This window comes from Streptomyces albireticuli, from assembly GCF_021228125.1.
In the GTDB taxonomy this organism is placed as follows: domain Bacteria; phylum Actinomycetota; class Actinomycetes; order Streptomycetales; family Streptomycetaceae; genus Streptomyces; species Streptomyces albireticuli.
The window spans coordinates 807996-834546 of the sequence record NZ_JAJQQS010000002.1 but is presented as its reverse complement, the minus strand read 5'-3'; the positions used below and the strand labels follow the sequence as shown (position 1 = coordinate 834546).

Genomic DNA, 26551 nt, shown 5'->3' with positions numbered 1-26551 from the left:
CGGCAGCGCGAAGGCGCGGCCCGGGACCCGGCGGATACCGCCGTACGGGTCCCGGGGCCGCGCCCTCTTCGCAACGAGCTCCGGGGGCGGTCAGCCCTGGGTCTGCGGCTGCGCCTTCTTGACGGCGGTCTTGGGGGCCTGGCCGAGGCCCATCATGCGCATGATGCCGCCGACGACGCCGCCGAGGGCGATCACGACGATGCCCGCCCAGAACCCGACCGGCTTGGCGGCCACCATGAACGCGCCGGAGACGCAAAAGCCGATGAAGGCGATGGTGACACCGGTCCAGGCGGCCGGGGTGTGTCCGTGGCTGCTACCCGACATGAGTAAGACTCCTCGTTGCTGTGGCGCGCCCTGGGGCGCGGGGAACGCTCATGGTCATTGTCCCCGACGGCCGGGGCCGCCTCGCTCTGGGGTGGGGCGTGTCAGGGCGGCGTCACGGCCGGGTGTCGCCGGTGGGGTCCTCGCCGCGGTCGAGGGCCTTCCACAGCTCCTCGGGGCGGTCGGGGTCGGGCGCGGTGCGGGCGCGGCGCGGCCGGGGGGTGCCGTCGCGCTCGTAGCGGCTGGACATGGCGGGCCAGTGGCGGCCGTAGCGCAGGGCGAGGAGCCCGGCGAGGAGGAGGAGCACACCGCCGGCGAGGGCGACCCAGGGCCAGGCGGTGTGGGTGACGCCGTCGATGGCTGCGCCGGTGAGCCCGCTGGCCCGGGACGCCTTCTCCTCCAGGGCGGCGGTGTCGGTGGCGCCGGTGACCGCGCCGGCCACGACGCCCGCGCCGCTCAGGGCGAGCAGGCCGGCGACGACGACGCGCCAGACGCCGCGGACGGCGAAGACGGCGACGAGCGCGGCGAGGGCGACGATCGCGAGGGCGCCGGGCAGTCCGCCGACGTCCTGGCCGCTGGCGCTCTGGGCGACGGGCGACCCGTTGACCTGGGTGGTGCCCTCGGACCAGGTGCGGCCGCCCGCCAGGAGGACGAGCGCCGCGCCCGCGGCGCCCGCCAGCAGGGCGGTGCCGACGCTGCGCCGGCGGCCGGCGCCGCTACGGGCGGCGGGCTCGACGTGGGGGCGGGGGTGGGGTACGGCTGCGCTCACGGTTACCACTATCTCTCGTCGGTGCCGGGCGGGCGCCCCGGGGTCCCCTGTGCGGGCGCCCGGGGCGCGCCGGGGCGGCCCCCGGGCGGCTCAGGACCGGTGGGTGAGCCGGTTCGCGGAGTGGACGGCGCGGAGCACGGCGGCGGCCTTGTTGCGGCACTCGGCGTCCTCGGCCGCCGGGTCGGAGTCGGCGACGACGCCCGCGCCGGCCTGGACGTAGGCGGTGCCGTCGCGCAGCACGGCCGTGCGGATGGCGATGGCGGTGTCGGAGTCCCCGGCGAAGTCGAGGTAGCCGACGCAGCCGCCGTACAGGCCGCGGCGGGCGGGCTCCAGCTCCTCGATGATCTGCATGGCGCGGGGCTTGGGCGCGCCGGAGAGGGTGCCGGCCGGGAAGCAGGCGGTGAGGACGTCGAAGGCGGTGCGCCCGGGGGCGAGGCGGCCGGTGACGGTGGAGACGATGTGCATCACATGGCTGTAGCGCTCGATCGACATGAAGTCGACGACCTCGACGCTGCCGGGCTCGCAGACCCGGCCGAGGTCGTTGCGGCCGAGGTCGACGAGCATCAGGTGCTCGGCGCGCTCCTTGGGGTCGGCCATGAGTTCCTCGGCGAGGGCGGCGTCGGCCTGCGGGGTGGTGCCGCGCGGCCGGGTGCCGGCGATGGGGTGCACCATGGCCTGCCCGTCCTCGACCTTCACGAGCGCCTCGGGGCTGGAGCCGACGATGTCGAACCCGTCGAAGCGGAGCAGGTACATGTACGGGCTCGGGTTGGTGGCCCGGAGCACGCGGTAGACGTCGAGGGCCGAGGCCGCGCAGGGCGTCTCGAAGCGCTGGGAGGGGACGACCTGGAACGCCTCGCCCGCGCGGATGCGCTCCTTGATGTCCTCCACGGCCGCCATGTAGTCGGGGCCGCCCCAGCGGGCGGTGTACTCGGGGAGCTCGGAGGGCGGCAGGGCGGTGGGGTCGGTGGGGGCCGGCCGGTGGAGGTCGGCGGCCATGGCGTCGAGGCGGGCGACCGCGTCGGCGTACGCCTCGTCGACGCCCGTCTCCAGGTCGTTGTGGTTGATCGCGTTGGCGATCAGCAGGACGGTGCCGTTCCAGTGGTCGAGTACCGCGAGGTCGGAGGTGAGGAGCATGGTCAGCTCGGGCAGGCCGAGGGTGTCGTCGCCGTGCTCGCCGATCTTCTCCAGGCGGCGCACGATGTCGTAGCCGAGGTAGCCCACCATGCCGCCGGTGAAGGGCGGCAGCCCGGTGCCCTCGATGAGGTCGCGCGGGGTGTGCAGGGCGGCCACCGTGGCGCGCAGGGCCTCCAGCGGGTCGCCGTCGGTGGGGACGCCGACGGGCGGGGTGCCGAGCCAGTGGGTGGCGCCGTCGCGGACGGTCAGGGTGGCGGCGCTGCGGACGCCGACGAAGGAGTAGCGGGACCAGGTGCGGCCGTTCTCGGCGGACTCCAGCAGGAAGGTGCCGGGGCGCTCGGCGGCGAGCTTGCGGTAGAGGCCGACGGGGGTGTCCCCGTCGGCGAGGAACCGCCGGGTGACCGGGATGACCCGGCGGTCCTTCGCGAGCGTACGGAAGGTTGCGGCGTCGGGGGCGATGTCACCCGGGGTCATGGCTGCCATGGCAGCGGATGCTACTGGGCCAGCGGCAGGACGTCGGCATCGAAGCACGTGCGGTCACCGGTGTGGCAGGCGGCGCCGACCTGGTCGACCTTGACGAGGAGGGTGTCCGCGTCGCAGTCGAGGGCCACGGACTTCACGTGCTGGACGTGGCCGGAGGTGTCGCCCTTGACCCAGTACTCCTGGCGGCTGCGGCTCCAGTAGGTGCAGCGGCCGGTGGTGAGGGTGCGGTGGAGGGCCTCGTCGTCCATCCAGCCGAGCATGAGGACCTCGCCGGTGTCGTACTGCTGGGCGATGGCGGGGACCAGGCCGTGGGCGTCGCGCTTGAGGCGGGCGGCGATGGCGGGGTCGAGGGCGGCGGGGGGCGTGGGGCGGGTGGTGCCGGTCATGCGGTCCATTCTGCCGCTTCCGCCGCCGCGGGCGGGGGTACGGGTGGACGCGCGGGTCCCGGCTTACGGGTACGGGCGGTACGGGTCCCTTACGGGCGCGGGTACGGGTCCCGTACGGGCGCGGGCGCGCGGGGGTGTCCGATCGGGATCCCGCCGGTGGGGCTGTCAGTGGCGTACGGCATGCTGTCGCGCATGACCTCTCCGCCGCCGCCGAACCCCCCGCAACCGCCTGGCCACGGCGGTGGTTTCGGACCTCCCCAGAACTTCGGGCCGCCGCAGCCGCCCGCGCAGCCGTACGGCAACCCTTACGGCCAGCCTCAGCCTCAGCAGGGTTTCGGCCAGTACGGGCAGTTCGCCCCGCCGGTGCCGCCCCCGCCCTCGGGCGGCAACGGCGCGAAGGTCGCCGCGATCGTGGTCGCGGCCGTGCTGGTGGCGGGCCTGATAGTGGGCGGCGTCATCCTCACCTCCGGTGGCGACGACGACGGGCCGTCCCCGCGGGCGAAGTCCTCGCCGAGCCCGTCGGTCTCGTCCGCCGCGCCGTCCGAGGCCCCGTCCGCGACCCCGAGCTCGCCCTCCGACGCGCCCTCGGGCTTCGACCCGTCGGGCTCCGCCGACCCGTCGTCGCCGTCGGTGTCCCGGGTGCCGTACGTGGTGCTCAAGCCCGGCCAGTGCTTCGACCATCCGCACCTGAGCAGCGGTGTCACGCGGGTGACCACGCGGTCCTGCGACTCGAGCCACGACGGCGAGGTCATCGGCAACGCGACGCTGTCGGGCACCTTCACCACGGAGATGGACATCCAGGCCAAGGCCAAGGACCTCTGTGAGAAGAAGGCCCAGGCGCGCGTGCGTTCCATAGCCGACGGCCGCACGTATTACTCGTACACGCTCTATCCGGCCAAGTCGACGTATGACCGGGGGCAGTCGGAGGTGACGTGCACGATCACGCGGAGCACGGGGCCGGGGGGCGCGAAGCTGACGGAGGCGCTGCCGGAGTAGGGCGAGGGGTTTCCCCACCCCGCCCCTTCCCGAATGTCCTCAAACGCCGGACGGGCTGAGTTCTCGCCGGCGCTTGGGGCCACCGTGCGTCAGCGCGCAACCGGGGCCCGGGGGCCTCCCCGCGACGCGGCGGAGCCGCACATCGGATGCGGCGGGAAGGGGGCCGGGGAAAGAACCGTCCCTGGCCGGTACCAGCGCGGCACCGTGGCACCGGAGGGACGCCGGTCGTAAGGTGGGCCGCATGTCGACCCACGCGCAGCGCGAACGTCTGCTTCTCGCCGATCTGTTGGAGATGGCGGGCCCGGACGCCCCCACCCTCTGCGACGGCTGGCGGACCCGCGACCTCGCGGCCCATGTCGTGGTGCGCGAGCGCCGTGCCGACGCCTCCGCCGGCCTGGTGATCAAGGCGCTGGCGCCGCGGCTGGAGCGGGTACAGGCCGAGTTCGCCGCGAAGCCGTACGAGGAGCTGATCCAGCTCATCCGTACGGGGCCGCCGCGGATGTCCCCGTACGCCCTCAAGCAGATCGACGAGGCAGCCAACACGGTGGAGTTCTTCGTGCACGCCGAGGACGTCCGCCGCGCCCAGCCGGACTGGACGCCCCGGGAGCCGGATCCCGTCTTCGCGGACGCGCTGTGGGCGCGGCTGGAGCGGGTGGCGCGGATGCTGGGGCGGCGCTCGCCGGTGGGGCTGGTGCTGCGGCGGCCCGACGGGCGGACGGCGGTCGCGCGCCGGGGCGCCCCGGTGGTGACGGTCACCGGTGAGCCGGGCGAGCTGACGCTGTTCGCCTTCGGCCGGCAGGACACGGCCCGGGTGGAACTGGACGGTGACGTGGACGCGCTCGCGAAGCTTCGTGGGGCGACACTGGGTATCTGAGCCCCCTGAGGGCAAAGGGGCCGACCGGATCCCGATCGGAAGAAGGTGCCGATATGGCCTCCCGCCACAGAACCACCTCCCTGACCAGTTCCCTCGGCGGCCCCCTGGGCGGCCAGGGCGCCACCGCGCTGCCGACGGGGGTCTCCCTGGGGCTGCTGCTGATCCGCCTGATGATCGGCCTCACCATGGTCGGCCACGGCACGCAGAAGCTCTTCGGCTGGTTCGGTGGCGCCGGGATCGACGGGACGGGGAAGTTCTTCACCCAGTCGGGCTATCCGGCGGGCAAAGCCATGGCCGTCGTGGCCGGGCTCAGCGAGGCGCTGGGCGGGCTGGGCCTGTTCCTGGGGCTGCTCACACCGCTGGCCGCGGCGGCCGTGCTGGGCACGATGATCAACGCGCTGGTGGTGACGTGGGGTGATTTCTTCCTGCCGACCGGCGTGGAATTCACGCTGCTGATCGCCGTGACGGCGACGGCGCTGGCGCTCACGGGGCCGGGCCGGTACGCCGTGGACCACTATCTGCCCGTGCTGCGGGCGCCCCGGCTGTCGTACGGGGTGGCGGCGATCGTGCTGGCCGTGGTGGCGGCGCTGGCCGTCGTTCTGACGCGGGACTAGGGCGGCGGGCGGGGATTCTTCCGCACCCCGCCCCTTCCCCGAACCGGGGGCTCGCGCCCCCGGGCCCCCTTTCCGCGCTGACGCGCGGTGTCCTCGAACGCCGGACAGGCCGAGATCAGCCCTTCCGGCGTCCGAGGAAGGAACCGGGCCCGGGGCGGCTCCCCGGAACAGCCGTCAGCGGACCGGGTGGCCCGCCTCCCGGAGGGCGCCCTTCACGTCCGCGATCCTCAGGTCGCCGAAGTGGAAGACGGAGGCGGCGAGGACCGCGTCCGCGCCCGCCTCGACCGCCGGCGCGAAGTGCTCCAGCCGGCCCGCGCCACCGCTGGCGATCACCGGTACGGAGACGTGCTTCCGCACGGCCCGGATCATCTCCGTGTCGTAGCCGTCCTTGGTGCCGTCGGCGTCCATGGAGTTGAGGAGGATCTCGCCGGCGCCCAGCTCGGCCGCGCGGTGCGCCCACTCCACCGCGTCCAGACCGGTGCCGCGGCGGCCGCCGTGGGTGGTGACCTCGAAGCTCCCGGAGGCGGTGCGGCGGGCGTCGACGGAGAGGACCAGCACCTGGCGGCCGAAGCGCTCCGCGATCTCCTGGATCAGCTCGGGCCGCTCGATGGCCGCGGTGTTGACGCCGACCTTGTCCGCGCCGGCCCGCAGCAGCTTGTCGACGTCGGCCGCGGCGCGGACGCCGCCGCCCACGGTCAGCGGGATGAAGACCTGCTCGGCGGTGCGGCGCACCACGTCGTAGGTGGTCTCGCGGTTGCCGGAGGAGGCGGTGATGTCCAGGAAGGTCAGTTCGTCGGCGCCCTCCTGCCCGTAGATCTTGGCCATCTCGACGGGGTCGCCGGCGTCACGCAGGTTCTGGAAGTTGACGCCCTTGACGACCCGGCCGTTGTCCACGTCCAGGCAGGGGATGACTCGGACCGCCAGGGTCATGTGTTCGTTGCTCCTCTGAAAGCTTCTACTTCTACCTCGACCAGGACGCGCGAGTCGACGAAGCCGGAGACGACGACCAGGGTCGCCGCGGGGCGTACCGCGTCGAAGAGCTCGTGGTGGGCGCGGCCGACCGCGTCCACGTCGCGCGCGTGGGTGAGGTACATACGGGTGCGGATGACGTCGGCGGCGCCGAGGCCGAACTCGTCCAGGGCGGCGAGGGCGTTGCCGAAGGCGGCGAGCGTCTGCTCGTAGGGGTCGCCCTCACCGTGCAGGACGCCGCCGACCAGGGGCATGGTGCCGGCGACGAGGACCGTGTCCCCCGCCGCCACGGCGCGTGCGAAGCCGATCGTCTCCTCCCAGGAGCTGTCTGACTGTACGCGCCGCGGTGCGGGGGAATCGGTCATACGGACACAGCCTCCAGGGCTTCTTCCAGGGTGAACGCCTTGGCGTAGAGGGCCTTGCCCACGATGGCGCCTTCGACGCCCTCCGGTACCAGCGTGGCGATCGCCCGCAGATCGTCAAGGGAGGAGACGCCTCCGGAGGCGACGACCGGCCGGTCGGTGACGGCGCAGACGTTCTTCAGGAGCTCCAGGTTGGGGCCCTGGAGGGTGCCGTCCTTGGCGATGTCGGTGACGACGTAGCGGGCGCAGCCCTCGGCGTCGAGGCGGGCGAGGGTCTCGTAGAGGTCGCCGCCGTCGCGGGTCCAGCCGCGGCCGCGCAGGGTGGTGCCGCGGACGTCGAGGCCGACGGCGATGCGGTCGCCGTGCTCGGCGATGACCTTGGCGACCCACTCGGGGGTCTCCAGGGCGGCGGTGCCGAGGTTGACGCGGGTGCAGCCGGTGGCGAGGGCGGCGGCGAGCGAGGCGTCGTCGCGGATGCCGCCGGAGAGCTCGACCTTGATGTCCATGGAGCGGGTGACCTCGGCGACCTGGGCCCGGTTGTCGCCGGTGCCGAAGGCGGCGTCGAGGTCGACCAGGTGCAGCCACTCGGCGCCGGCCCGCTGCCAGGCGAGGGCCGCGGAGAGGGGGTCGCCGTAGGACGTCTCGGAGCCGGACTCGCCGTGGACGAGGCGGACGGCCTGGCCGTCGCGGACGTCGACGGCGGGGAGGAGTTCGAGCTTCGGCATCTGGGGGCTCACAGGGTCTCGATCCAGTTGGTCAGCAGCTGGGCGCCGGCGTCGCCGGACTTCTCGGGGTGGAACTGGGTGGCGGTCAGCGGCCCGTTCTCGACGGCGGCGATGAAGGGCTCGCCGTGGGTGGCCCAGGTGACCTGGGGCGGCCGGATGTGGTCCGCGGTGATCTCGAAGCCCCACTCGCGCACGGCGTAGGAGTGCACGAAGTAGTAGCGGGTGTCGGCGTCGAGGCCGGCGAAGAGCCGGGAGCCCTCGGCCGGGGTGACGGTGTTCCAGCCCATGTGCGGGACGACGGGGGCCTTGAGCGGCTCGACGGTGCCGGGCCACTCGTCGAGGCCCTCGGTCTCGACGCCGTGCTCGATGCCGCGCTCGAAGAGGATCTGCATGCCGACGCAGATGCCCATGACGGGGCGCCCGCCGGAGAGCCGGCGGCCGACGATCCAGTCGCCGCGGGCGGCGCGGAGTCCGCGCATGCAGGCGTCGAAGGCGCCGACGCCGGGGACGAGCAGGCCGTCGGCGGTCATGGCCTTGTCGTAGTCGCGGGTGATCTCGACGTCGGCGCCGACGTGGGCGAGGGCGCGCTCGGCGGAGCGGACGTTACCGAAGCCGTAGTCGAAGACGACGACCTTCTTGCGGTTGCTCATGACCACAGCCCCTCGACGCGCAGCGCACCGGCGGTCAGGCACATGGCGGCGCCTATGCCGAGCAGCACGATGACGCTCTTGGGCATGCCCTGCTTGGCGAAGGAGATGATGCCGCCGACCAGGAAGAGGCCGACGACGATCAGGGTGGTGGAGAGGCCGTTCACAGGGCGCCCTTCGTGGAGGGAAGGATTCCGGCGGCGCGCCGGTCGTGTTCGCAGGCGTAGCGCAGCGCCCGGGCGAGGGCCTTGAACTGGCACTCGACGATGTGGTGGGCGTTGCGTCCGTAGGGGACGTGGACGTGCAGGGCGATCTGGGCCTGCGCGACGAAGGACTCCAGGATGTGGCGGGTCATCGTGGTGTCGTACGCGCCGATCATCGGCGCCATGTTCTCGGGCTCGGTGTGCACGAGGTAGGGGCGGCCGGAGAGGTCGACGGTGACCTGGGCGAGGGACTCGTCCAGGGGGACCGTGCAGTTGCCGAAGCGGTAGATGCCCACCTTGTCGCCGAGGGCCTGCCGGAAGGCGGCGCCGAGCGCGAGGGAGGTGTCCTCGATGGTGTGGTGGGTGTCGATGTGCAGGTCGCCGTCGGTCTTGACGGTGAGGTCGAAGAGGCCGTGGCGGCCCAGTTGGTCGAGCATGTGGTCGAAGAATCCGACCCCGGTCGACACGTCGACCTGCCCGGTGCCGTCGAGGTCGATCTCGACGAGGACGGATGTCTCCTTCGTGGTGCGCTCGACGCGCCCGACGCGGGTCATCGCTGGTTCTCCTTCATCACTGCGCGGACCGCGTCCAGGAACGCGTCGTTCTCGGCGGGGGTGCCCGCGGTGACCCGCAGCCATCCCGGTACGCCGTTGTCCCGTACCAGCACGCCGTGGTCGAGGATGGCCCGCCAGGTGGCGTGGCTGTCGGTGAAGCGGCCGAACTGGACGAAGTTGGCGTCGGAGTCCGTCACCTCGCATCCCATGGCGCGCAGCTCGGTGACGAGGCGGTCGCGTTCGGTCTTGAGCTGTTCGACGTAGCCGAGCAGGGTGTCGGTGTGCTCCAGGGCGGCGAGGGCCGTGGCCTGGGTGACGGCGGACAGGTGGTAGGGCAGGCGGACGAGCTGGACGGCGTCGACGACGGCGGGGTCCGCCGCGAGGTAGCCGAGGCGCAGTCCGGCGGCGCCGAACGCCTTGGACATGGTGCGGGAGACCACGAGGTTCGGCCGGCCCTCGATCAGCGGGAGCAGCGAGGGGCGGTGGCTGAACTCGCCGTACGCCTCGTCGATCACGACCAGGGAGGGGCGGGCCGCCTGCGCGGCCTCGTAGAGCCGCAGGACGGTGTCGGCGTCGACGGCGGTGCCCGTGGGGTTGTTCGGCGAGCAGATGAAGACCACGTGGGGCCGGTGCTCGGCGATGGCGGCCACGGCCGCGTCGGTGTCGACGGTGAAGTCCTCGCGGCGGGGGCCGGAGATCCAGCCGGTGCCGGTGCCGCGGGAGATCAGGGCGTGCATCGAGTACGAGGGCTCGAAGCCGATCGCGGTGCGGCCGGGGCCGCCGAAGGCCTGGAGGAGCTGCTGGAGGATCTCGTTGGAGCCGTTGGCCGCCCACACCTGGCGCGTGGTGACCTCGTGCCCGGCGGTGCGGGTGAGGTATGCGGCCAGTTCGGTGCGGAGCTCGACCGCGTCCCGGTCGGGGTAGCGGTTGAGGTTCCGGGCGGCCTCGGCGACGCGCTCGGCGATGCGGGCGACGAGGGGCTCGGGGAGGGGGTAGGGGTTCTCGTTGGTGTTCAGGCGTACGGGCACGTCGAGCTGGGGGGCGCCGTACGGGGACTTGCCGCGCAGCTCGTCCCGGATGGGGAGGTCGTCAATACGGGTCTCGTGCGTCACTTGCCGTCCGGAACCTTCCAGTCGAACCGTGCCTTGACCGCGGCGCCGTGCGCCGGCAGGTCCTCGGCCTCGGCGAGGGTCACCACGTGGCCCGCGACCTCGGCCAGGGCCTCCCGGGTGTAGTCCACGACGTGGATGCCGCGCAGGAAGCTCTGGACGGAGAGGCCGGAGGAGTGGCAGGCACAGCCGCCGGTGGGCAGCACGTGGTTGGAGCCGGCGGCGTAGTCACCGAGGGAGACGGGGGCGTAGGGGCCGACGAAGATCGCGCCGGCGTTCCGCACCCGGGCGGCGACGGCCGCGGCGTCCGCGGTCTGGATCTCCAGGTGCTCGGCGCCGTAGGCGTCGACGACGGCGAGGCCGTGGTCGACGGAGTCGACCAGGACGATGCCGGACTGGCGGCCGGAGAGCGCGGGCAGGATGCGGTCCTCGACGTGCCGGGTCTGCGCGACCTGGGTCCCGAGCTCCTTCTCGACGGCGTTCGCGAGGTCCTCGGAGTCGGTGACGAGGACGGAGGCGGCCAGCGGGTCGTGCTCGGCCTGGCTGATCAGGTCGGCGGCGACGTGCACGGGGTCGGCCGTGGCGTCCGCGAGGATCGCGATCTCGGTGGGTCCGGCCTCGGCGTCGATGCCGATGCGGCCCTTGAGCAGCCGCTTGGCGGCGGCGACCCAGATGTTGCCGGGGCCGGTGACCATGTTGACCGGGCGGCACTCCTCGGTGCCGTAGGCGAACATGGCGACGGCCTGGGCGCCGCCGGCGGCGTACACCTCGTCGACGCCGAGCAGCGCGCAGGCGGCCAGGATCGTCGGGTGGGGCAGGCCGCCGAAGTCGGCCTGGGGCGGGGAGGAGACGGCCATGGAGCCGACGCCCGCTTCCTGGGCGGGCACCACGTTCATGATCACGGACGAGGGGTAGACGGAGCGGCCGCCGGGCACGTAGAGCCCGACGCGCTGGACGGGCACCCAGCGCTCGGTGACCGTGCCGCCGGGCACGACCTGGACGGTCTTGTCGGTGCGGCGCTGCTCGCGGTGGACGATGCGGGCGCGGCGGATGGACTCCTCCAGCGCGGCGCGCACGGCGGGGTCGAGCTCCGCGAGGGCGCGGGTGATCGCCTCGGCGGGGACCCGGATCCGGTCGATGGTGACGCCGTCGAACCGCTCCGCGTAATCGATCAAGGCCGCGGTGCCACGATGATGCACGTCCTCGCAGATGGGCCGCACCTTCTCCAGGGCGGCCTCGACGTCGAGTTCGGCTCGGGGCAGCAGGTCGCGGTCGATGCCGGCCTCGCTCCAGGAGAAACCAGGAGCCGGGGCGGAGGCGGTGCCGCGCAGATCGATTCGGGAGATCACACCGCCAATTGTCTCAGACCCGTCCCGGCGCACGGCTCCGCGTACCACCCAGTGATACGTACCAACGAGTGACATCCGCTTCTCACTGTCGGTGTTCAATCGGTCACATTAAAGGGAATGAGGATGGTATCGAGGGGTTGACGGGACGGGAGGGGGTACGGTCCGTGACCGAGTTTCAGGGCGGGGAGCCGCCCGCCGGCCTGGATCTGACCACCGCCGAGTGGGGCATGTGGCAGGCGTTCCGCACCGGCAGCACCCACGATCTGCGCGCCCCCGAGCCCGAGCGGAACGACCCGGGCGGCCCGCACCCGTGGGGCCCGGAGCGGAGCGTGCGCGCCCAGGTGGTGGCGCTGCTGCTGCTGGAGGGGCCGCCCGCCCGGCCGGGCCGGGTCTCGGCCCTCAAGCTCAACGGCGCGCGGATCACCGGCACCCTCGACCTGTCCGGCGGCACGGTCGTGCCGTACGTGGAGCTGCACAACTGCCGCTTCGACCACCAGGTCCTGCTGCCGGAGAGCCACTTCACCACCCTGCGGCTGGTCGGCTGCGCCCTGCCCCGGCTGGAGGCCGCCCGGCTGCGGACGGAGGGCGATCTGCACCTGCCGCGCTGTGTGGTGCAGACCGGGATCCGGCTGACGGACGCCCAGATCGGCACGGACCTGCTGCTCAACCAGCTGGTGGTGCGCCGGGACCGGCGGGGGGTCTCGGTGGCGGCCGACGGGATGAGCGTCGGGCAGGACCTCCAGGCCGAGATGATGCGCTCTTACGGCGAGCTGAGCATGCGCGGCGCGCAGATAGGGGCCTCGCTGAGCCTGCGCGGCAGCACGCTCAGCAATCCCTACGGCCGGCGCGCGCTGAACGCCCCGCAGCTGACGGTGGAGCGGACCCTGTATCTGACGGGCGCCTGGATCAGCGGCACCGCCTTCGCCTCCGGCGCCACTCCCCCGTACGGCGTCACCAACACCCCCGAGCAGGGCACCCGGGTGCAGCACTTCCAGTGCCAGGGCGGCGCCCGGCTGGACGACGGCCGGTTCGGCGACGCGGTGGACCTCAGCCAGGCCCGGTTCTCGATGGAGGCGGATCAGGAGCTGTCGCTGCGCCGGGTGCAGACGCCCGAGCTGCGCTTCCTCGGGGAGTGGCTCGCGCGGGGGCGGGTGGTGCTGTCGGGGGCGCGGGTCGTCAACCTCGTCGACCGGGCCGACAGCTGGCCGGGGCCGGGCGGCCTGGTCATGGCCGGCTTCTTCTACGAGAACCTGATACCGCTGGGCCACTTCCCGCTCGCCACCCGGCTGGAGTGGGTGGCCGCCGCCACCCCGGAGTACGCCCCCGAGCCCTACGAACGGCTGGCGGGCGTCCTGCGCGACAGCGGCGAGGACGCGGACGCCCGGGCGGTGCAGCTCGCCAAGCAGCGGCGCCGCCGCGAGACGCTGCCGCTGGCCGGCAAGACGTGGGGCTACCTCCAGGACTGGACGGTCGCGTACGGCTACCGCCCGGGGCGGGCGGCCGTGTGGATGGCGGTCCTCTGGGCGGCCGCGGCCGTCTATTTCACCTGGCGCCCGGTGCCGCCCCTCAAGGCCGGCGAGGGCCCGCAGTGGAACCCCGAGCTGTACGCCCTCGACCTGCTGGTGCCCGTCATCGACCTGGGCCAGGGCAACGCGTGGCGGCCGACGGGGGCGGCGCAGTGGGTGGTGAGCGCGCTGATCCTGCTGGGGTGGATCCTGGCGACGACGGTGGCGGCGGGGGCGTCGCGGGTGCTGCGGCGGCAGTGAGGCGGGGGGTGGGGGGTGGGGTGCCGCTGCGCGGGGCCTTTTCCCCTACCCGCCCCTTCCCGGAACCGGGGGCCTGCCCCCGGGCCCCCGGTTCCGCGCTCCGCGCGGTGGCCTCAAACGCCGGCCGGGCTGAATTCGCCCGGTTCCGGGCAACATTTCAGCCCGTCCGGCGTTTGAGGACCGGGGTCCGGGGCGGAGCCCCGGTTCGGGAAGGGGCGGGGTGGGGAAAGGCCCCGCGCAGCGGCACCCCCGGCCGCCGGAACGGAAACTCCGAACCGGCCGGCCGCCCAGGCCATTAGGCTTACCCGCTGTGACCACCGCGCGCCTTCCGATCTTCCCGCTGAACTCGGTGCTGTTCCCGGGCCTCCTCCTGCCCCTGAACGTCTTCGAGCAGCGCTACCGCGCGATGATGCGCGACCTGGACGCGCTGCCCGAGGAGGAACCCCGCCGCTTCGGCGTCGTCGCCATCCGCGACGGCCACGAGGTCGCGCCCACCCTCCCGGGGCTGCCGACGGGCTCCCTCCCGGAGCCCGGTCCCGCGTCCGGCTTCGGCGCCGACCCGCTCGCGTCCTTCTACTCCGTGGGGTGCGCCGCCGACGCGGCCACCGTCCGGGAGCGGCCGGACGGCACGTACGAGGTCCTCGCCACCGGCACCACCCGCTTCCGGCTGCTGTCCCTCGACACCTCGGGCCCGTATCTGACGGGTGAGGTGGAGTATCTGGAGGAGGAGCGGGGCGAGGGCGCGGGCGCGCTCGCCTCCGGGGTCGTCCGGGCGTTCCGCGCGTACCAGAAGCGGCTGGCGGGGGCGGCGGAGAGCACCCTGGCGGGCCGGGCGGAGCTGCCGGCCGAGCCGTCCGTGCTGTCCTACGTGGTCGCCGCGGCGGCGATGCTCGACACCCCGGCCCGGCAGCGGCTGCTCCAGGCACCGGACACGGCGAGCCGGCTGGCGGAGGAGCTGAGGGTGCTGCGGGCGGAGACCGCGCTGATCGGTAAGCTCCCGTCGCTGCCGGCCGTCGGCCTCACCCAGCGGCCGACCAGCCCCAACTGAGCCGACCGGGAGGACGCCCGTGAAGAAGTCCAAGAAGCAGCAGTCCGGCTCGACGCCGGCGATCGTCGCCCTGGAGCAGGCCGGCGCGGCCTTCACGGTGCACGCCTACGCGCACGATCCGGCCGTCGCCTCCTACGGCGAGGAGGCCGCGCGGGCGCTGGGCCGTGACCCCGGGCAGATCTTCAAGACCCTGGTGGCCGAGGTGGACGGCGCGCTGACGGTCGCCGTCGTGCCCGTCTCCGGCTCGCTCGATCTCAAGGCGCTGGCCGCGGCGGTCGGCGGGAAGCGGGCGGCGATGGCCGACCCGGCGGCGGCAGAGCGCACCACCGGCTACGTACGCGGCGGCATCTCGCCGCTCGGGCAGCGCAAGCGGCTGCCGACCGCGCTGGACTCCTCGGCGAGCGCCCATGCCACCGTCTGTGTCTCGGCGGGCCGCCGGGGGCTGGAGGTCGAGCTCGCCCCCGCCGACCTCGCGGCGCTCACCGGCGCGGTGGTCGCGCCGATCGCCCGCTCCTGAGCGCCCCGCCCGAGGGGCTGGACTCCTGGCGCCGTCTTCGCTACGACCAAGGGTGCGGGCAGCGGTCCGCGCGCCCGCAGGGAGGGGACGCCCCATGTCGAAGCGCACCCGTAAGCGCCGCTGGCGGCTGAGGAAGGGCAGGGCCAACCACGGCCGCCGGCCCGCCTGACGGCGGCTAGCCGGCCGGCAGGTCCTCGGACCCGGACCACTGCGGTCCGGGTTCCGGGTCGCGGGGGCCGAAGACGGCGGTCAGCACGAGGTGCACGGCCATCGCCGCCAGCGGCCAGGCCAGCAGGACGCCCTTGGCGGCCAGCTTGAGGGGGGCGTCGAAGACGACGCCCTTGCCCGCGGACTTCGCGGCCGCGACCACGTCGGAGGCCGGGCCGAGCCAGATGCCCAGCCGCCAGCCGATCAGACCGCCGAGCAGCGATCCCGCGGCCAGCCCGACGACCAGCGGGATCCCGCCCTTGCGGCGGACGAGGAAGACGACGACCGCGCTCAGCACGCCGAAGCCCAGCGCCAGTAGCGCGAACGTGCCGTCCGCGCCGATCGCCTGCTCGCCCTCGGTGCTCTTGAGGTAGACGGCCTTGCCGTCCGAGATCAGCGGCACCCGGGGGGCCAGCCAGGCCCACAGCGCGCCCAGCGCCAGCCCGGCCACCGCCACCGCCGCGGCGACGACCGCGCCCTGCCGCAGCTCCTCGCGGCGCTCGGCGGCCTCCTCCGGGGTCCGCCCGTACGCGGCGGGGCCGACGGGCTGTTCGGACGGTGGCTGGTCGTGCGGGGTCAGGGGTGCGGTCACCCTGTCATCGTGCCAGGTCTCCGGCGCGTCGCCGACGGCAGGAGTGCCGGTGCGGCGCGTCACCGTACGGCCGCCCGCCGGTACGCCCAGGTGGCGACGGCCAGGGACACCACGCCGACGGCGGCGCACACGCCGAGGTCGGCGGCGATCAGCAGCCAGTCGGGGTGGGTGTCGAAGCTGCGGGCCAGCGCCTCCACCCCGTAGGTGGAGGGCAGCAGGTCGCGCGCGAGGACGAGCGGTGCGGGCATGTGGGCGGCCGGCAGCACGCCGAGCAGCAGCGCCGCCGACATGCCCAGCTGGCCCAGCAGGGTCGCCAGTTCCTGCCGGGGCGCGAGCAGGCCGAGCGCGGCGCCCAGCCCGGCGAGGGCGGCACCGGACAGCGGGATCACGGCGGCCAGCACCCACAGGTGCGCCACCGGCAGCTTGAAGAGCACGCTGCCCAGCACGGCGGTGACGGCCGTTCCGGGCACGGTGAAGGAGGCGTACGCGCCCGCCGCGCCCAGCACCACGGCGGCGGGCGGCACCGGCAGCGTCGCGTAGTGGTCGAGGCCGCCGCTCGCGCGCAGCTGCCCGAAGTACTGGGCGAGGAGGTTGAGGGCGACGAACGCCACGACCAGCACGCTGGAGCCGGCGACCACGGCTCGCGCCTCGTCGCCGCCGTCCACGACGCCGCGCATCAGGATCATGATGCCGACGGACTGGAAGGTCGCCACGAACAGCAGCGGGATCCGCGCTACCCGGGCCCGGGACAGCTGGGCCCGGTAGACGGCGTCGAGCGCGGGCAGCAGCCGCGCCCTCGGCGCGAGCGCGGCCGCCCCGTCGCCGGACGGCAGGTCGGCGCCGGCCCGGTCGCGGCGTTCGCCGCCCCGGACCCGGGTCTGCCCGGGTGCCGCTTCTGCGGATACAGCAGTCACGCCGCGGTGCTCCTCTTCGGTACGGACCGACGCCTGACGGTGCGGGCGCTCATCCCTTCACCAGCCCCTCCGTGCGGCCGCCCAGCGCGAGGTAGACGTCCTCCAGGCTCGGGGTGGCGAGGGTGAAGTCGTCCAGCGCGGCGAAGGCGGGGCCGCCGGTCACGGCGGCGACGGCGGCGCGGGCCTCGGCGGGGGCGAGCCGCAGCAGCCAGTGGCGGCCGGAGCCCTGCGCGGCCTCGCGCAGGGCCGCGACCTCGGGTACGTGCAGGGGTGGTTCGTCCCGCCAGACGAGCTCGACGCGGACCTCGTCGCCGACGAGCTCCTTGAGGCCGGCGGGGGTGTCGCAGGCGATGATGCGGCCGCGCTCCAGCACCGCGACCCGGTCGAGGACGGTCTCGGCCTCGATGACGTTGTGGGTGACGAGCAGCACCGTCGCGCCGCGCTCGGCGCGCCGGCGGTCGACAGCGGCCCAGACGGCCCGGCGGGCCACCGGGTCCATGCCGGAGGTCGGCTCGTCCAGGACGAGGACGGGCCGGTCGCCGACGAGCGTGGCGGCGAAGCAGGCGAGCCGGCGCTGGCCGCCGGAGAGCTTGCGCAGCGGGCGGCCGGCGATCGGGGCGAGGCCCAGCTCGTCGATGACGGCGTCGCGCTCGGCGCGGGCGGTGCGCAGGTCCAGGCCGCGCAGCCGGCCGGTGGTCTCGGCGGCGAGGGCGACGGTCAGCTCGTCGAGGGCCGTGGACTCCTGGCCGAGGTAGCCGACGAGCCGGGAGGCGCGCTCGGGGTGGCGCACGAGGTCGTGGCCGAGCAGGTCGACGGTGCCCTCGTCGGGGCGGAGCAGGCCGGTGAGCTGGCGGACGAGCGTGGACTTGCCGGCGCCGTTGGGGCCGAGCAGGCCGAAGATCTCGCCGCGCCGGATGTCCAGGTCGATGCCGTCGCTGGCCCGCACGGCGGCGGTGCCGGGCGCGCCGCGGCGCCCGCGCGCGGCGGGGTAGGTCTTCACGAGGCCGCGCACGGTGCACACCGTGTCGTCCGCCGTCCGCCCCGGGGAGCCCCGTTCCGCCTGTTTCGCGCCCGTCCTCACGAGCTATGAGGGTACGCGCTCGGCGGTCCGGCCTTGCTCCGGGGGCACACCGTGGCCGGGAACGGCGTCCGGAAAGCCGCCGTCCCCTTGTCCCCGGGGGCGGGGACGAGGGGACGGGCGACGGGCACAAGGGAGGGGACAGCGCGAGGTCGCCCGGCGTGGCGGTCCCGCGCCGGGCGCGTGTCAGTCGCCCGCCGGGGCGTGCTCGGCGGCGGTGCGGGAGTCGATCTCGCGCCAGAAGCCGGCCCGGATCGCGTAGCGGTCGTGCTCGTCGATCTGGTCGTCCTTGTGGGCGAGGAGTCCGAAGCGGGCGGCGTAGCGCAGCAGCTCGCCGTCGATGCGGTGCGGGATGCGGGGGTACTCGGTGGACAGGTGCTGGAGGTGGACGGAGTCGGTGAGCCGCTCCGTCCAGCGGCGGGCGAAGACCTGGCCGACCTCGAAGGGGTCGCCGCCGACGGTGGTGATGTCCTCCTCCCGGTCCGCCCAGCGCTGTTCGGCGCTGGTGAGCTGGGCGAGCATGGGGAGCGAGGCGGTTTCGGGCGGTTCCCCGAGCCCGGTGCCGGCGCCGCGCTCGACCCAGCCCTTGTCGGAGGACCAGCGCAGGGTGGCGTTGGGGGCCAGGCCGGAGGCCGAGGAGCTCTGGGACGGGGTACTGCCGCCGGTGGCCGCGGGCTGGCCGACGGGGCCGCGGCCGAGGCCGGCGAGGTCCTTCGGGGTGGGGACGCCGCGGGCGGCCGGGGTCTCGGGGGGCTCCTGGTGGCCGCGCTCGCCGTCGGGGCAGGGGGTGGGGGCCGGGGGGCGGGCGGTGCCGTTGCGCTCGGGCGGGCGGGTGTCGGCCGCGCGGCTCGCGGCGGCGGCCGCCGCGGCCGCGGCGGTCTCCGGGAGGGGTGCGGAGAGGATGGCGGCGATCTCGGGGCGGGGCGCGGGGGCCGGGGCGCAGATGCCGGTGAGCTCCTTGGCCCGGACGGCCCGGGTGATCCAGGTGCGGTCCAGGACGCGGCGCTCGTCGGCCTCGGCGACGAGGTCCTCGGACTGGTTGTAGTCGCCGTCGGCGGCCTGGACGGCCCAGAGGTGGACGGCGACGCCGTGTTCCTTGGCGGACATCAGGCCCGGCAGGAGGTCGCCGTCGCCGGTGACGAGGACGATGTCCGAACACGCGCGGTTGCGGGCGAGCTCGGTGAGCTCGGCGTGCATGGCGGCGTCGACGCCCTTCTGCGCCCAGCGGCCGTCACTGCGGGTCAGGGCGCCCAGCCGGACGGTCACCCGGGGCATGACGCGCAGCCGGCGGTGCTCGGGCTGGGGCACCCGGTCGGGGGCGCCGTCGAACCAGTAGATCCTCAGCAGGGGCTGTTCGGTCTCGGCCTCGGCGCGTTCGCGCAGCCCTTGGATGAGGGTCGCGTGGTCCACGGTGATGCGGGACCGGGCGGGCTCCCCGGCCAGCAGGCTCGCGGCGGCGCCCAGCAGATAGCCGGCGTCCACCAGGACGACGCAGCGGTCCACGTTCCACCCTCTTTCTGTCAGTCCAGAAGTGCGGTCGCCCCCCGGCACGGTCGTGCCCTGGTTTTCCTTGGCTTTCCTTGGAGTCTGCCCGACCGTGCGGGGGTTATCAGTCCGAACTGGATCTTCGGCGTGGCGGATACGGCCCCGGGACGGTAAGTGCACCTATCACCCACGGTAATTACCCGAAATGCACTGTTCGGAGATGCGTGCGAGGGTGAGCCGAGGGGGTCATCCCGAGGTGGAGGCACGGCAGCATGGCCAAGAACAAGAACCAGAAGACGCCACAGAAGCAGAGTGTGGCGGAACGTGGGGCGCAGCAGGCCAAGAGCTCCTCGCTGGAGTCTCAGGCGGAGCAGCGGGCACAGCAGGTCACCCCGGGCGACATGGCCCGCAAGGGCCGCCAGAAGCGCTTCGGCCACAACTGACCGGCGCCTTGACGCACCTGAGGGGCGCGTCCCGCTGATGCGGGCGCGCCCCTCGGTCGTCGGGGGGCACCGGGCCCGGCGGGTCCCGGAGCGGGCCGGGACCGGGCTGACGGTCGGTCCGGTGCCGGGACGGGCGCCGGCGCGGTGCCGGGCGGTGGCTCAGCCGGCCAGGCAGGAGGGGCCGAGGAGCACCTTGAGGTCGCCGAAGAGGGCCGGGTCGGGGGTGACCCGGTGGCGGTCCAGGCGGAGCACGGTGGTGCTGCGGGCGCCCTGGAGCTTGATCCGGACCTCGGTGGCGCCCCGGTGGTGGGTGAGCACCTGGCCGAGCTTCTCCACCAGCGGCGGGGTGACCTTCACGGTGGGGATGGTGATGATCACGGGGGCGTTGGTGCCGGCGTTGGAGAGGTCGGGGACCATCAGCTCCATGGCGACCAGGCGGGGGATGTCCTCGCGCTTGTCGAGCCGCCCCTTGACGAAGACGACGGCGTCCTCGACGAGCTGGGTGGAGACCAGCTGGTAGGTGGCGGGGAAGAACATGCAGTCGATGGAGCCGGCGAGGTCCTCGACGGTGGCGATGGCCCAGGCGTTGCCCTGCTTGGTCATCTTGCGCTGGAGGCCCGAGATGATGCCGCCGATGGTCACGATCGCGCCGTCGGCGTGCTCGCCGCCGGTCAGCTGGGAGATCGAGGCGTCGGCCTTGTCGTTGAGGACGTGCTCGATGCCGAAGAGCGGGTGGTCGGAGACATAGAGGCCGAGCATCTCGCGCTCCTGCGCGAGGAGGTACGCCTTCTCCCACTCGACGTCGGAGAACTCGACGTCCAGGCCGAAGCCGGGGCCGTCGTCGGCGGTGTCGTCGCCCATGCCGCCGAAGAGGTCGAACTGTCCCTCGGCCTCCTTGCGCTTGACCGCGACCACGTTGTCGATCATCGGTTCGTAGTGCGCGGTGAGGCCCTTGCGGGTGTGGCCCATCTCGTCGAAGGCGCCGGCCTTGATCAGCGATTCGACGGTGCGCTTGTTGCAGACGACGGCCTCGACCTTGTCGAGGAAGTCGGGGAAGGAGCCGTACTTCCCCTTCGACTTGCGGCAGCGGATGATCGAGTCGACCACGTTCTGTCCGACGTTGCGGACGGCGGTGAGGCCGAAGAGGATCACGTCGTCGCCCTGGGCGGCGAAGTTGGCCTCGGACTCGTTGACGTTCGGGGGGAGCACCTTGATGCCCATGCGGCGGCACTCGTTCAGATACGTCGCCGACTTGTCCTTGTCGTCCTTGACCGAGGTCAGCAGGGCGGCCATGTACTCGGCGGGGTGGTTGGCCTTGAGGAAGGCCGTCCAGTACGAGACGAGGCCGTAGGCGGCGGAGTGCGCCTTGTTGAAGGCGTAGCCGGCGAAGGGGACCAGGACGTCCCACAGCTTCTGGATCGCCTCGTCGCTGTAGCCGTTCTTCCGGGCGCCCGCCTGGAAGATCGTGAAGTTCTTCGCCAGTTCGTCGGGCTTCTTCTTGCCCATGACGCGGCGGAGGATGTCGGCCTCGCCGAGGGAGTACCCGGCGATGATCTGGGCGGCCTTCTGGACCTGCTCCTGGTAGACGATCAGGCCGTAGGTGACGGCCAGGACCTCTTCGAGGGGCTTCTCCAGCTCCGGGTGGATCGGCGCGATCTCCTGCTGCTTGTTCTTGCGCAGCGCGTAGTTCGTGTGGGAGTTCATGCCCATCGGGCCCGGCCGGTACAGGGCGGACACGGCGGAGATGTCTTCGAAGTTGTCCGGCTTCATCAGGCGCAGCAGGGAGCGCATGGGGCCGCCGTCGAACTGGAAGACGCCGAGGGTGTCACCGCGCTGGAGCAGCTCGAAGGTCGTGGGGTCGTCCAGCGGCAGGCTCAGGAGGTCGATGTCGATCCCCTTGTTGGCCTTCACCATCTTGACGGCGTCGTCCATGATCGTGAGGTTGCGCAGGCCGAGGAAGTCCATCTTCAGCAGGCCGAGCGACTCACAGCTCGGGTAGTCCCACTGGGTGATGGTGACGCCGTCGGAGTGCCGGACCCAGACCGGGACGTGGTCGGTGATCGTCTCGCTGGACATGATCACGCCGGCGGCGTGCACGCCCATCTGCCGGACCAGGCCCTCGACGCCGCGGGCGGTGTCGATGACCTTCTTGACGTCCGGCTCGTTCTCGTACATCCCGCGGATCTCGCCGGCCTCGCCGTAGCGCGGGTGCTGCGGGTCGAGGATGCCGGAGAGCGGGATGCCCTTGCCGAGGACGTCGGCGGGCATGGCCTTGGTGAGGCGGTCGCCCATCGCGTAGGGGTAGCCCAGGACCCGGGCGGAGTCCTTGATGGCGTTCTTGGCCTTGATGGTGCCGTAGGTGCCGATCATGGCGACCTTGTCGGCGCCGTACTTCTCGGTCACATAGCGGATCACCTCGGAGCGCCGGCGCTCGTCGAAGTCGATGTCGACATCGGGCATGGAGATGCGCTCGGGGTTGAGGAACCGCTCGAAGATCAGGCCGTGCGGGATCGGGTCGAGGTCGGTGATGCCCATGGCGTAGGCGACGATCGAGCCGGCCGCGGAGCCTCGGCCGGGGCCGACCGCGATGCCCTGGTTCTTGGCCCACATGATGAAGTCGGCGACCACGAGGAAGTAGCCCGGGAAGCCCATCGAGATGATGGTGTCCATCTCGTACTCGACCTGCTTCATGCGGTCGTCGGGGATCCCGCCGGGGAAGCGGCGGTGCATGCCCCGCATGGTCTCCTCGCGGAACCAGGTGACCTCGGTGTAGCCCTCGGGGATGTCGAACTTGGGCATCAGGTTCCGGAACTGGAACATGCCCTCGGTGTCGACCTGCTCGGCGACGAGCCGGGTGTTGGCGCAGCCCTCCTGCCAGGCGTCCGAGGAGTCGATGGCGTACATCTCGTCCGTGGACTTGAGGTAGTAGCCGGAGCCGTCGAAGCGGAAGCGGTCGGGGTCGGAGAGGTTCTTGCCGGTCTGGATGCAGAGCAGGGCGTCGTGGGCCGTGGCCTCGTGGGCGTAGGTGTAGTGCGAGTCGTTGGTGACCAGCGGCGGGATGCCGAGCTCCTTGCCGATCTTCAGCAGGTCCTCGCGGACGCGGCGCTCGATGTCGATGCCGTGGTCCATCAGCTCCAGGAAGTAGCGGTCCTTGCCGAAGATGTCCTGGTATTCGCCGGCGGCCTTGCGGGCCTCCTCGTACTGACCGAGGCGGAGCCGGGTCTGGAGCTCGCCGGAGGGGCAGCCGGTGGAGGCGATCAGGCCCTCCGACCACTGGCTGATGGTCTCCTTGTCCATCCGCGGCCACTTGGTCAGCCAGCCCTCGGCGTAGGCGTCGGAGGACAGCCGGAAGAGGTTGTGCAGGCCGGTGGCGTTGGCGGCCCAGATCGTCTTGTGGGTGTAACCACCGGAACCGGAGACGTCGTCCCGCTTCTGGTGCGGCTGGCCCCACTGGATGCGCCGCTTGTTCCGCCGGGACTCGGGGGCGACATATGCCTCGATGCCGATGATCGGGGTGATCCCGGCCTTCTGCGCGGAATGGAAGAAGTCGTACGCCCCGTGCAGGTTGCCGTGGTCGGACATGGCAATGTGTGACATGCCCATTTCATTGCAGGCATTGAACATGTCCTTGAGCCGCGCCGCGCCGTCCAGCAGGGAGTACTGCGTGTGGACGTGCAGGTGCGTGAAGGGCGGCTTGGACGAGGCGGTCACGGCGGAAGACCTCCGGCGGCGGGTCGGCGACAGCGGGGAGACAGCTTTGAAGGTTACCGGCCCGCACCGACAACCGCGGGCACGCGGCCGCGCTCCCGGGCGTTGGGCACCACAGGACATCCGTCCCTCGCACAGGCAGTACGCACAAGGCACGCGAGCACCCTCCGAGGGGCTCGGAGATCGACCAGGAGGACCCAGCGATGGCGCTCCCGCACGACCGGACCGCGCAGCGCGGCGAGGAGATACTCGCCGTTTTCGACACCGCCTTCGGTGAGCTGCTCGCGGCCGACCCCGCCGCCTTCCGGGTCAAGTTCCGGAAGATGGCGGCCTCCGCCTTCGCCTTCTACCGGGGCACCGCCGGTCTGTTCTACGCCGACCTGGAGGGCGCGGACGGCGGCTCCCACCTGGACGGCTCCCCGGGCGCTTACCTGGACGAGCGGACCTCCCGGGTGTGGATCCACGGCGATCTGCACGCCGAGAACTTCGGCACGTACATGGACTCCAACGGCCGGCTGATCTTCAACGTCAACGACTTCGACGAGGCCTATGTGGGCCCCTTCACCTGGGACCTGAAGCGCTTCGCCGCCTCCGTCGCGCTGATCGGCTACACCAAGGCCCTCAGCGACGGGACGATCACCGAGCTGGTGCGGGTCTTCGCCGCCGCCTACCGCGAGCGGATCCACGCCCTGGCCGCCGGCGCCCGGGACGAGGAGGTCCCGCCCTTCACCCTGGACACCACCGACGGCCCGCTGCTGGACGTGCTGCGCGAGGCCCGCTCGCTGACCCGCTCCGGGCTGCTGGGCTCGATGACGGAGATCCGCGACTTCGACCGCCGCTTCCTGCCGGACTCCGGCGCGATCGAGCTGGACGCCGCGACCCGGTACAAGGTCCTGGCCGCCTTCGACGGCTATCTGGAGACGCTCCCGGACAGCAGCCTGGCCCGCCCCGACTCCTACCGCGTCAAGGACGTCGTCGGCCGCCGCGGCATCGGGATCGGCAGCGCCGGCCTGCCCTCGTACAACATCCTCCTGGAGGGCAACAGCGACGCCCTGGAGAACGACGTCGTCATCTACATGAAGCAGGCGCAGACCCCGGCGGTCTCCCGGCACGTCACCGACGCCGCCGTGCGGGAGTACTTCCGGCACGAGGGCCACCGCACGGTGATCTCCCAGCGCGCGCTCCAGGCGCACGCCGACCCGTGGCTCGGCTGGACGGAGATCGAGGAGGGCGGCCGGAGCTACGGACAGCTGGTCGCCGAGGTCTCGCCCTACGCCGTCGACCTGGACTGGTCGGACCTCGACGACCCGGCGGAGATCGCCGCCGTCGTCGCCGACCTGGGCCGGGCCACGGCCACCATGCACGCGGCGGCCGACGACCAGAGCGGCCACTCCCTGGTGCCGTTCTCCACCGAGCGCGCCATCGACGCCGCGATCGCCGCCGACGAGGAGGGCTTCGCCCCGATGCTCGTCGACTTCGCGCACTCCTACGGGGCGCGGGCCCGCGCGGACCACCAGATCTTTGTGGACCTCTTCCGTAACGGCCGCATCCCCGGCCTCTGACGTCCCGGGAGCCTCCGGGCTTTAGTCGGCGTTTATCGGGGTCCATGACAGACTCGGTCCTCATGGACATTTCGGCGGCATGGTTGCGGGCATCGCGCGCGGCGCTGTTCACAGCGCTGTGCGTGCTGCTCTCCGCCGCCTCCCACGTGCTGCTGTCCGGCACGCCCCTGCCCGTGCCCACGGTCGCCGCCGTGGCCGCGGGCGTCTTCGTCCTCGCCTACGCCCTGGCGGGCCGGGAGCGCGGTTTCGGCCATATCGCCGCCCTCCTCGTCCCGCTGGAGCTGGCGGCCGACACCCTCTTCACCACCGGCCAGCAGCACTGCTACGGCGCGGACGGCCATCCCGTCCCGGGCGCCCTGACCGCCCTGTGCGGCGGGAGCGTCGGGGCGTCCTTCGCCCCGGCCTCGCCGGTCGCCGGCGCGGACACCGCCTCCTGGCTGCTGCTCGCCGCACACCTCTCGGTCGGGCTGCTGGCCGCCGCCTGGCTGCGCCGCGGCGAGGCTGCGCTGGTCCGGCTGCTCGGCGCCGTGGCAGCCGCCGCCTTCCGCCCGCTGCTGCTGGCCGCCGCCGCGGCCGGCGCGACCACGGGCCCCGCCGCACCGGCCGCCGCCCCCGCGCGCCACGCGCGCGTGCCCGGCGCCCGCCCCCTGCTGCTCCACTCCGTGATCCGCCGCGGGCCGCCCTCCGGCCACGCCCCCGGCACCCTCCCCGCCTTCGCCCCCGCCCACGTCTGAGCGGCGCGGCGCGTGTGGCGCGGGCGCCCGGGGCCCCTCGCGCGAAGACCCACGGCACCACCACACGGAGAAGTCAGCACCATGAGCAAGCGCAACAGCCAGCAGAACAAGCAGGCGGCCCGCGAGCGGCTGCGCGCCGAGCGCGAGCGGCAGGCCAAGAAGGACAGGACCCGCCGCCAGCTCGTCGTCGGCGGAGGCGTCGTCGCGGTCCTCGCGATCGCGGCGGGCGTCGTCGTCGCCGCGACCCAGCTGGGCGGCAAGGGCAAGGACGCCGCCTGGGAGGCCGCGTCGAAGAAGGAGCTCGTCCAGCCCAAGAACACCACGGGCGACAAGGGCACCGAGATCGTCATCGGGAACAAGAAGGCCGAGCACACCCTGGACCTCTTCCAGGACATGCGCTGCCCGATCTGCTCGGTCTTCGAGCAGAACGTCGGTGACACGATCGACAAGGACGTCAAGGACGGCAAGTACAAGGTCTCGTACCACGTCGCGACCTTCCTCGACCGCAACTTCGGCGGGGTGGGCTCGAAGAACGCCCTCAGCGCGCTCGGCGCCGCCCTGAACGTCAGCCCCGAGGCGTTCAGCGCGTACAACAAGGCGCTCTACGCCAAGGACAACCACCCGCAGGAGACCAAGGACGACTACGCCAAGGACGACGTCCTGCTGAAGATCGCGAACACCGTCCCGGCGCTGAAGGACAACGCGGAGTTCCGCAAGAACGTCGAGGACGGCACCTTCGACAAGTGGGCGCTGGAGGTGTCGGACGCCTTCGACGCGAACAAGGACGTCACCGGCACCCCGACCCTGAAGCTCGACGGCAAGAAGCTGACGTCGGACGGGAAGAACGTCCCGATCACCCCGGACCAGTTCGACAAGGCGGTGGGCGAGGGACTGAAGTCCTGACCCCTCCCGAGGGCCCCGCGGGGCCCTGATCCCCGGCCCGGTGCCGGCCCGCGCGGCCGGCACCGCCCCGGGTGTCCCGTTCCCCCCACTGATGCCGAA

General features: G+C 73.0%; 27 protein-coding genes. 10 read left to right on the top strand and 17 right to left on the bottom strand.

Annotation, left to right across the window (positions count from 1 at the left end; genetic code table 11):
* Positions 1-90: 90 nt before the first annotated feature.
* The 4 genes from LUZ64_RS03895 to hisI all read right to left on the bottom strand — a co-directional run bounded on the left by LUZ64_RS03895 (position 91) and on the right by hisI (position 3093).
* Entirely contained in the window at positions 91-324 is a 234-nt protein-coding gene (locus LUZ64_RS03895; RefSeq protein WP_095581976.1) for an HGxxPAAW family protein, read from the bottom strand.
* A 112-nt stretch (positions 325-436) separates the two neighbouring features.
* Complete coding sequence (locus tag LUZ64_RS03890; RefSeq protein ID WP_095581975.1) at positions 437-1090, bottom strand: TIGR02234 family membrane protein; 654 nt, start codon at positions 1088-1090, stop codon at positions 437-439.
* Positions 1091-1180: 90 nt separating this feature from the next.
* Positions 1181-2698 carry an anthranilate synthase component I gene (locus tag LUZ64_RS03885; RefSeq protein WP_095581974.1) on the bottom strand — a complete coding sequence of 506 codons (1518 nt, stop codon included), beginning with the start codon at positions 2696-2698 and terminating at the stop codon, positions 1181-1183.
* 20 nt (positions 2699-2718) lie between these two features.
* Positions 2719-3093, bottom strand: a complete 375-nt coding sequence (gene hisI / locus LUZ64_RS03880) for a phosphoribosyl-AMP cyclohydrolase (protein ID WP_232390009.1) — start codon at positions 3091-3093, stop codon at positions 2719-2721.
* Between the two features lie 192 nt (positions 3094-3285).
* On the opposite strand from hisI, the gene LUZ64_RS03875 reads away from it, so the two are divergent.
* The 3 genes from LUZ64_RS03875 (at position 3286) to LUZ64_RS03865 (ending at position 5577) form a co-directional block, all read left to right on the top strand.
* Entirely contained in the window at positions 3286-4089 is an 804-nt protein-coding gene (locus LUZ64_RS03875; protein ID WP_143593062.1) for a hypothetical protein, read from the top strand.
* Positions 4090-4330: 241 nt separating this feature from the next.
* A complete protein-coding gene (locus LUZ64_RS03870; RefSeq protein ID WP_095580141.1) occupies positions 4331-4963 on the top strand; it encodes a TIGR03085 family metal-binding protein in 633 nt (210 codons plus the stop codon).
* A 53-nt stretch (positions 4964-5016) separates the two neighbouring features.
* A complete protein-coding gene (locus tag LUZ64_RS03865) occupies positions 5017-5577 on the top strand; it encodes a DoxX family protein (RefSeq protein ID WP_095580143.1) in 561 nt (186 codons plus the stop codon).
* A 174-nt stretch (positions 5578-5751) separates the two neighbouring features.
* On the opposite strand, the gene hisF is transcribed toward LUZ64_RS03865, so the two are convergent.
* Genes hisF through hisD form a run of 8 tightly spaced genes read right to left on the bottom strand, consistent with a single transcriptional unit; the run spans position 5752 to position 11495 of the window.
* A complete protein-coding gene (gene hisF, locus LUZ64_RS03860; protein ID WP_095580145.1) occupies positions 5752-6507 on the bottom strand; it encodes an imidazole glycerol phosphate synthase subunit HisF in 756 nt (251 codons plus the stop codon).
* Complete coding sequence (locus tag LUZ64_RS03855) at positions 6504-6911, bottom strand: RidA family protein (RefSeq protein WP_095580147.1); 408 nt, start codon at positions 6909-6911, stop codon at positions 6504-6506. Before LUZ64_RS03855 ends, hisF begins: the two co-directional genes overlap by 4 nt.
* A complete protein-coding gene (gene priA / locus LUZ64_RS03850; protein ID WP_095580155.1) occupies positions 6908-7633 on the bottom strand; it encodes a bifunctional 1-(5-phosphoribosyl)-5-((5-phosphoribosylamino)methylideneamino)imidazole-4-carboxamide isomerase/phosphoribosylanthranilate isomerase PriA in 726 nt (241 codons plus the stop codon). Before priA ends, LUZ64_RS03855 begins: the two co-directional genes overlap by 4 nt.
* A gap of 8 nt (positions 7634-7641) precedes the next feature.
* Positions 7642-8283, bottom strand: a complete 642-nt coding sequence (gene hisH / locus LUZ64_RS03845) for an imidazole glycerol phosphate synthase subunit HisH (RefSeq protein WP_095580157.1) — start codon at positions 8281-8283, stop codon at positions 7642-7644.
* On the bottom strand, positions 8280-8447 hold the full coding sequence (locus LUZ64_RS03840) for a CG2302 family histidine operon protein (protein ID WP_170116699.1): 168 nt from the start codon (positions 8445-8447) through the stop codon (positions 8280-8282). The genes hisH and LUZ64_RS03840 overlap by 4 nt, the downstream gene beginning before the upstream one ends.
* A complete protein-coding gene (hisB, locus tag LUZ64_RS03835) occupies positions 8444-9037 on the bottom strand; it encodes an imidazoleglycerol-phosphate dehydratase HisB (RefSeq protein WP_095580149.1) in 594 nt (197 codons plus the stop codon). Before hisB ends, LUZ64_RS03840 begins: the two co-directional genes overlap by 4 nt.
* Positions 9034-10149 carry a histidinol-phosphate transaminase gene (locus LUZ64_RS03830; RefSeq protein WP_095580151.1) on the bottom strand — a complete coding sequence of 372 codons (1116 nt, stop codon included), beginning with the start codon at positions 10147-10149 and terminating at the stop codon, positions 9034-9036. The genes hisB and LUZ64_RS03830 overlap by 4 nt, the downstream gene beginning before the upstream one ends.
* Positions 10146-11495 carry a histidinol dehydrogenase gene (hisD, locus tag LUZ64_RS03825; protein ID WP_372471983.1) on the bottom strand — a complete coding sequence of 450 codons (1350 nt, stop codon included), beginning with the start codon at positions 11493-11495 and terminating at the stop codon, positions 10146-10148. The genes LUZ64_RS03830 and hisD overlap by 4 nt, the downstream gene beginning before the upstream one ends.
* A gap of 164 nt (positions 11496-11659) precedes the next feature.
* On the opposite strand from hisD, the gene LUZ64_RS03820 reads away from it, so the two are divergent.
* From LUZ64_RS03820 to ybaK, 3 genes are all read left to right on the top strand, one after another.
* Positions 11660-13261 (top strand): oxidoreductase, encoded by a 1602-nt coding sequence (locus LUZ64_RS03820; RefSeq protein WP_095580153.1) that lies wholly within the window; start codon positions 11660-11662, stop codon positions 13259-13261.
* 310 nt (positions 13262-13571) lie between these two features.
* On the top strand, positions 13572-14309 hold the full coding sequence (locus LUZ64_RS03815) for an LON peptidase substrate-binding domain-containing protein (RefSeq protein WP_095582926.1): 738 nt from the start codon (positions 13572-13574) through the stop codon (positions 14307-14309).
* A gap of 19 nt (positions 14310-14328) precedes the next feature.
* On the top strand, positions 14329-14826 hold the full coding sequence (ybaK, locus tag LUZ64_RS03810; protein WP_095582924.1) for a Cys-tRNA(Pro) deacylase: 498 nt from the start codon (positions 14329-14331) through the stop codon (positions 14824-14826).
* 175 nt (positions 14827-15001) lie between these two features.
* On the opposite strand, the gene LUZ64_RS03805 is transcribed toward ybaK, so the two are convergent.
* The 4 genes from LUZ64_RS03805 to LUZ64_RS03790 all read right to left on the bottom strand — a co-directional run bounded on the left by LUZ64_RS03805 (position 15002) and on the right by LUZ64_RS03790 (position 19120).
* Entirely contained in the window at positions 15002-15625 is a 624-nt protein-coding gene (locus LUZ64_RS03805; RefSeq protein ID WP_095582923.1) for a hypothetical protein, read from the bottom strand.
* A gap of 59 nt (positions 15626-15684) precedes the next feature.
* Positions 15685-16539: an ABC transporter permease gene (locus LUZ64_RS03800; RefSeq protein ID WP_095582921.1), complete on the bottom strand. Its 855-nt coding sequence runs from the start codon at positions 16537-16539 to the stop codon at positions 15685-15687.
* A gap of 49 nt (positions 16540-16588) precedes the next feature.
* Positions 16589-17620 carry an ABC transporter ATP-binding protein gene (locus LUZ64_RS03795; protein WP_372471984.1) on the bottom strand — a complete coding sequence of 344 codons (1032 nt, stop codon included), beginning with the start codon at positions 17618-17620 and terminating at the stop codon, positions 16589-16591.
* Positions 17621-17803: 183 nt separating this feature from the next.
* A complete protein-coding gene (locus tag LUZ64_RS03790; protein ID WP_232390010.1) occupies positions 17804-19120 on the bottom strand; it encodes an NYN domain-containing protein in 1317 nt (438 codons plus the stop codon).
* Between the two features lie 254 nt (positions 19121-19374).
* Between LUZ64_RS03790 and LUZ64_RS03785 the strand changes: the two genes are divergently transcribed.
* Positions 19375-19545, top strand: a complete 171-nt coding sequence (locus LUZ64_RS03785) for a hypothetical protein (RefSeq protein WP_170116703.1) — start codon at positions 19375-19377, stop codon at positions 19543-19545.
* A 159-nt stretch (positions 19546-19704) separates the two neighbouring features.
* Here LUZ64_RS03785 and dnaE read toward each other — a convergent pair whose 3' ends face one another.
* A complete protein-coding gene (gene dnaE / locus LUZ64_RS03780; RefSeq protein ID WP_095580235.1) occupies positions 19705-23256 on the bottom strand; it encodes a DNA polymerase III subunit alpha in 3552 nt (1183 codons plus the stop codon).
* A gap of 200 nt (positions 23257-23456) precedes the next feature.
* Between dnaE and LUZ64_RS03775 the strand changes: the two genes are divergently transcribed.
* The 3 genes from LUZ64_RS03775 (at position 23457) to LUZ64_RS03765 (ending at position 26452) form a co-directional block, all read left to right on the top strand.
* Entirely contained in the window at positions 23457-24815 is a 1359-nt protein-coding gene (locus LUZ64_RS03775) for a DUF2252 domain-containing protein (protein ID WP_095580233.1), read from the top strand.
* Positions 24816-24877: 62 nt separating this feature from the next.
* On the top strand, positions 24878-25549 hold the full coding sequence (locus tag LUZ64_RS03770; RefSeq protein WP_232390011.1) for a hypothetical protein: 672 nt from the start codon (positions 24878-24880) through the stop codon (positions 25547-25549).
* Positions 25550-25630: 81 nt separating this feature from the next.
* Positions 25631-26452 (top strand): thioredoxin domain-containing protein, encoded by an 822-nt coding sequence (locus LUZ64_RS03765; protein WP_095582992.1) that lies wholly within the window; start codon positions 25631-25633, stop codon positions 26450-26452.
* Positions 26453-26551: the final 99 nt, after the last annotated feature.

Bases quoted from the DNA above. Each gene is read 5' to 3' on its own strand.
- LUZ64_RS03865 (WP_095580143.1), top strand. From the start codon at position 5,017: ATGGCCTCCCGCCACAGAACCACCTCCCTGACCAGTTCCCTCGGCGGC.
- LUZ64_RS03775 (WP_095580233.1), top strand. From the start codon at position 23,457: ATGGCGCTCCCGCACGACCGGACCGCGCAGCGCGGCGAGGAGATACTC.
- LUZ64_RS03785 (WP_170116703.1), top strand. From the start codon at position 19,375: ATGGCCAAGAACAAGAACCAGAAGACGCCACAGAAGCAGAGTGTGGCG.
- LUZ64_RS03875 (WP_143593062.1), top strand. From the start codon at position 3,286: ATGACCTCTCCGCCGCCGCCGAACCCCCCGCAACCGCCTGGCCACGGC.
- LUZ64_RS03765 (WP_095582992.1), top strand. From the start codon at position 25,631: ATGAGCAAGCGCAACAGCCAGCAGAACAAGCAGGCGGCCCGCGAGCGG.
- LUZ64_RS03895 (WP_095581976.1), bottom strand. From the start codon at position 324: ATGTCGGGTAGCAGCCACGGACACACCCCGGCCGCCTGGACCGGTGTC.
- hisI (WP_232390009.1), bottom strand. From the start codon at position 3,093: ATGACCGGCACCACCCGCCCCACGCCCCCCGCCGCCCTCGACCCCGCC.
- hisB (WP_095580149.1), bottom strand. From the start codon at position 9,037: ATGACCCGCGTCGGGCGCGTCGAGCGCACCACGAAGGAGACATCCGTC.
- hisF (WP_095580145.1), bottom strand. From the start codon at position 6,507: ATGACCCTGGCGGTCCGAGTCATCCCCTGCCTGGACGTGGACAACGGC.
- LUZ64_RS03870 (WP_095580141.1), top strand. From the start codon at position 4,331: ATGTCGACCCACGCGCAGCGCGAACGTCTGCTTCTCGCCGATCTGTTG.
- LUZ64_RS03885 (WP_095581974.1), bottom strand. From the start codon at position 2,698: ATGACCCCGGGTGACATCGCCCCCGACGCCGCAACCTTCCGTACGCTC.
- LUZ64_RS03855 (WP_095580147.1), bottom strand. From the start codon at position 6,911: ATGACCGATTCCCCCGCACCGCGGCGCGTACAGTCAGACAGCTCCTGG.
- LUZ64_RS03770 (WP_232390011.1), top strand. From the start codon at position 24,878: ATGGACATTTCGGCGGCATGGTTGCGGGCATCGCGCGCGGCGCTGTTC.
- priA (WP_095580155.1), bottom strand. From the start codon at position 7,633: ATGCCGAAGCTCGAACTCCTCCCCGCCGTCGACGTCCGCGACGGCCAG.
- hisH (WP_095580157.1), bottom strand. From the start codon at position 8,283: ATGAGCAACCGCAAGAAGGTCGTCGTCTTCGACTACGGCTTCGGTAAC.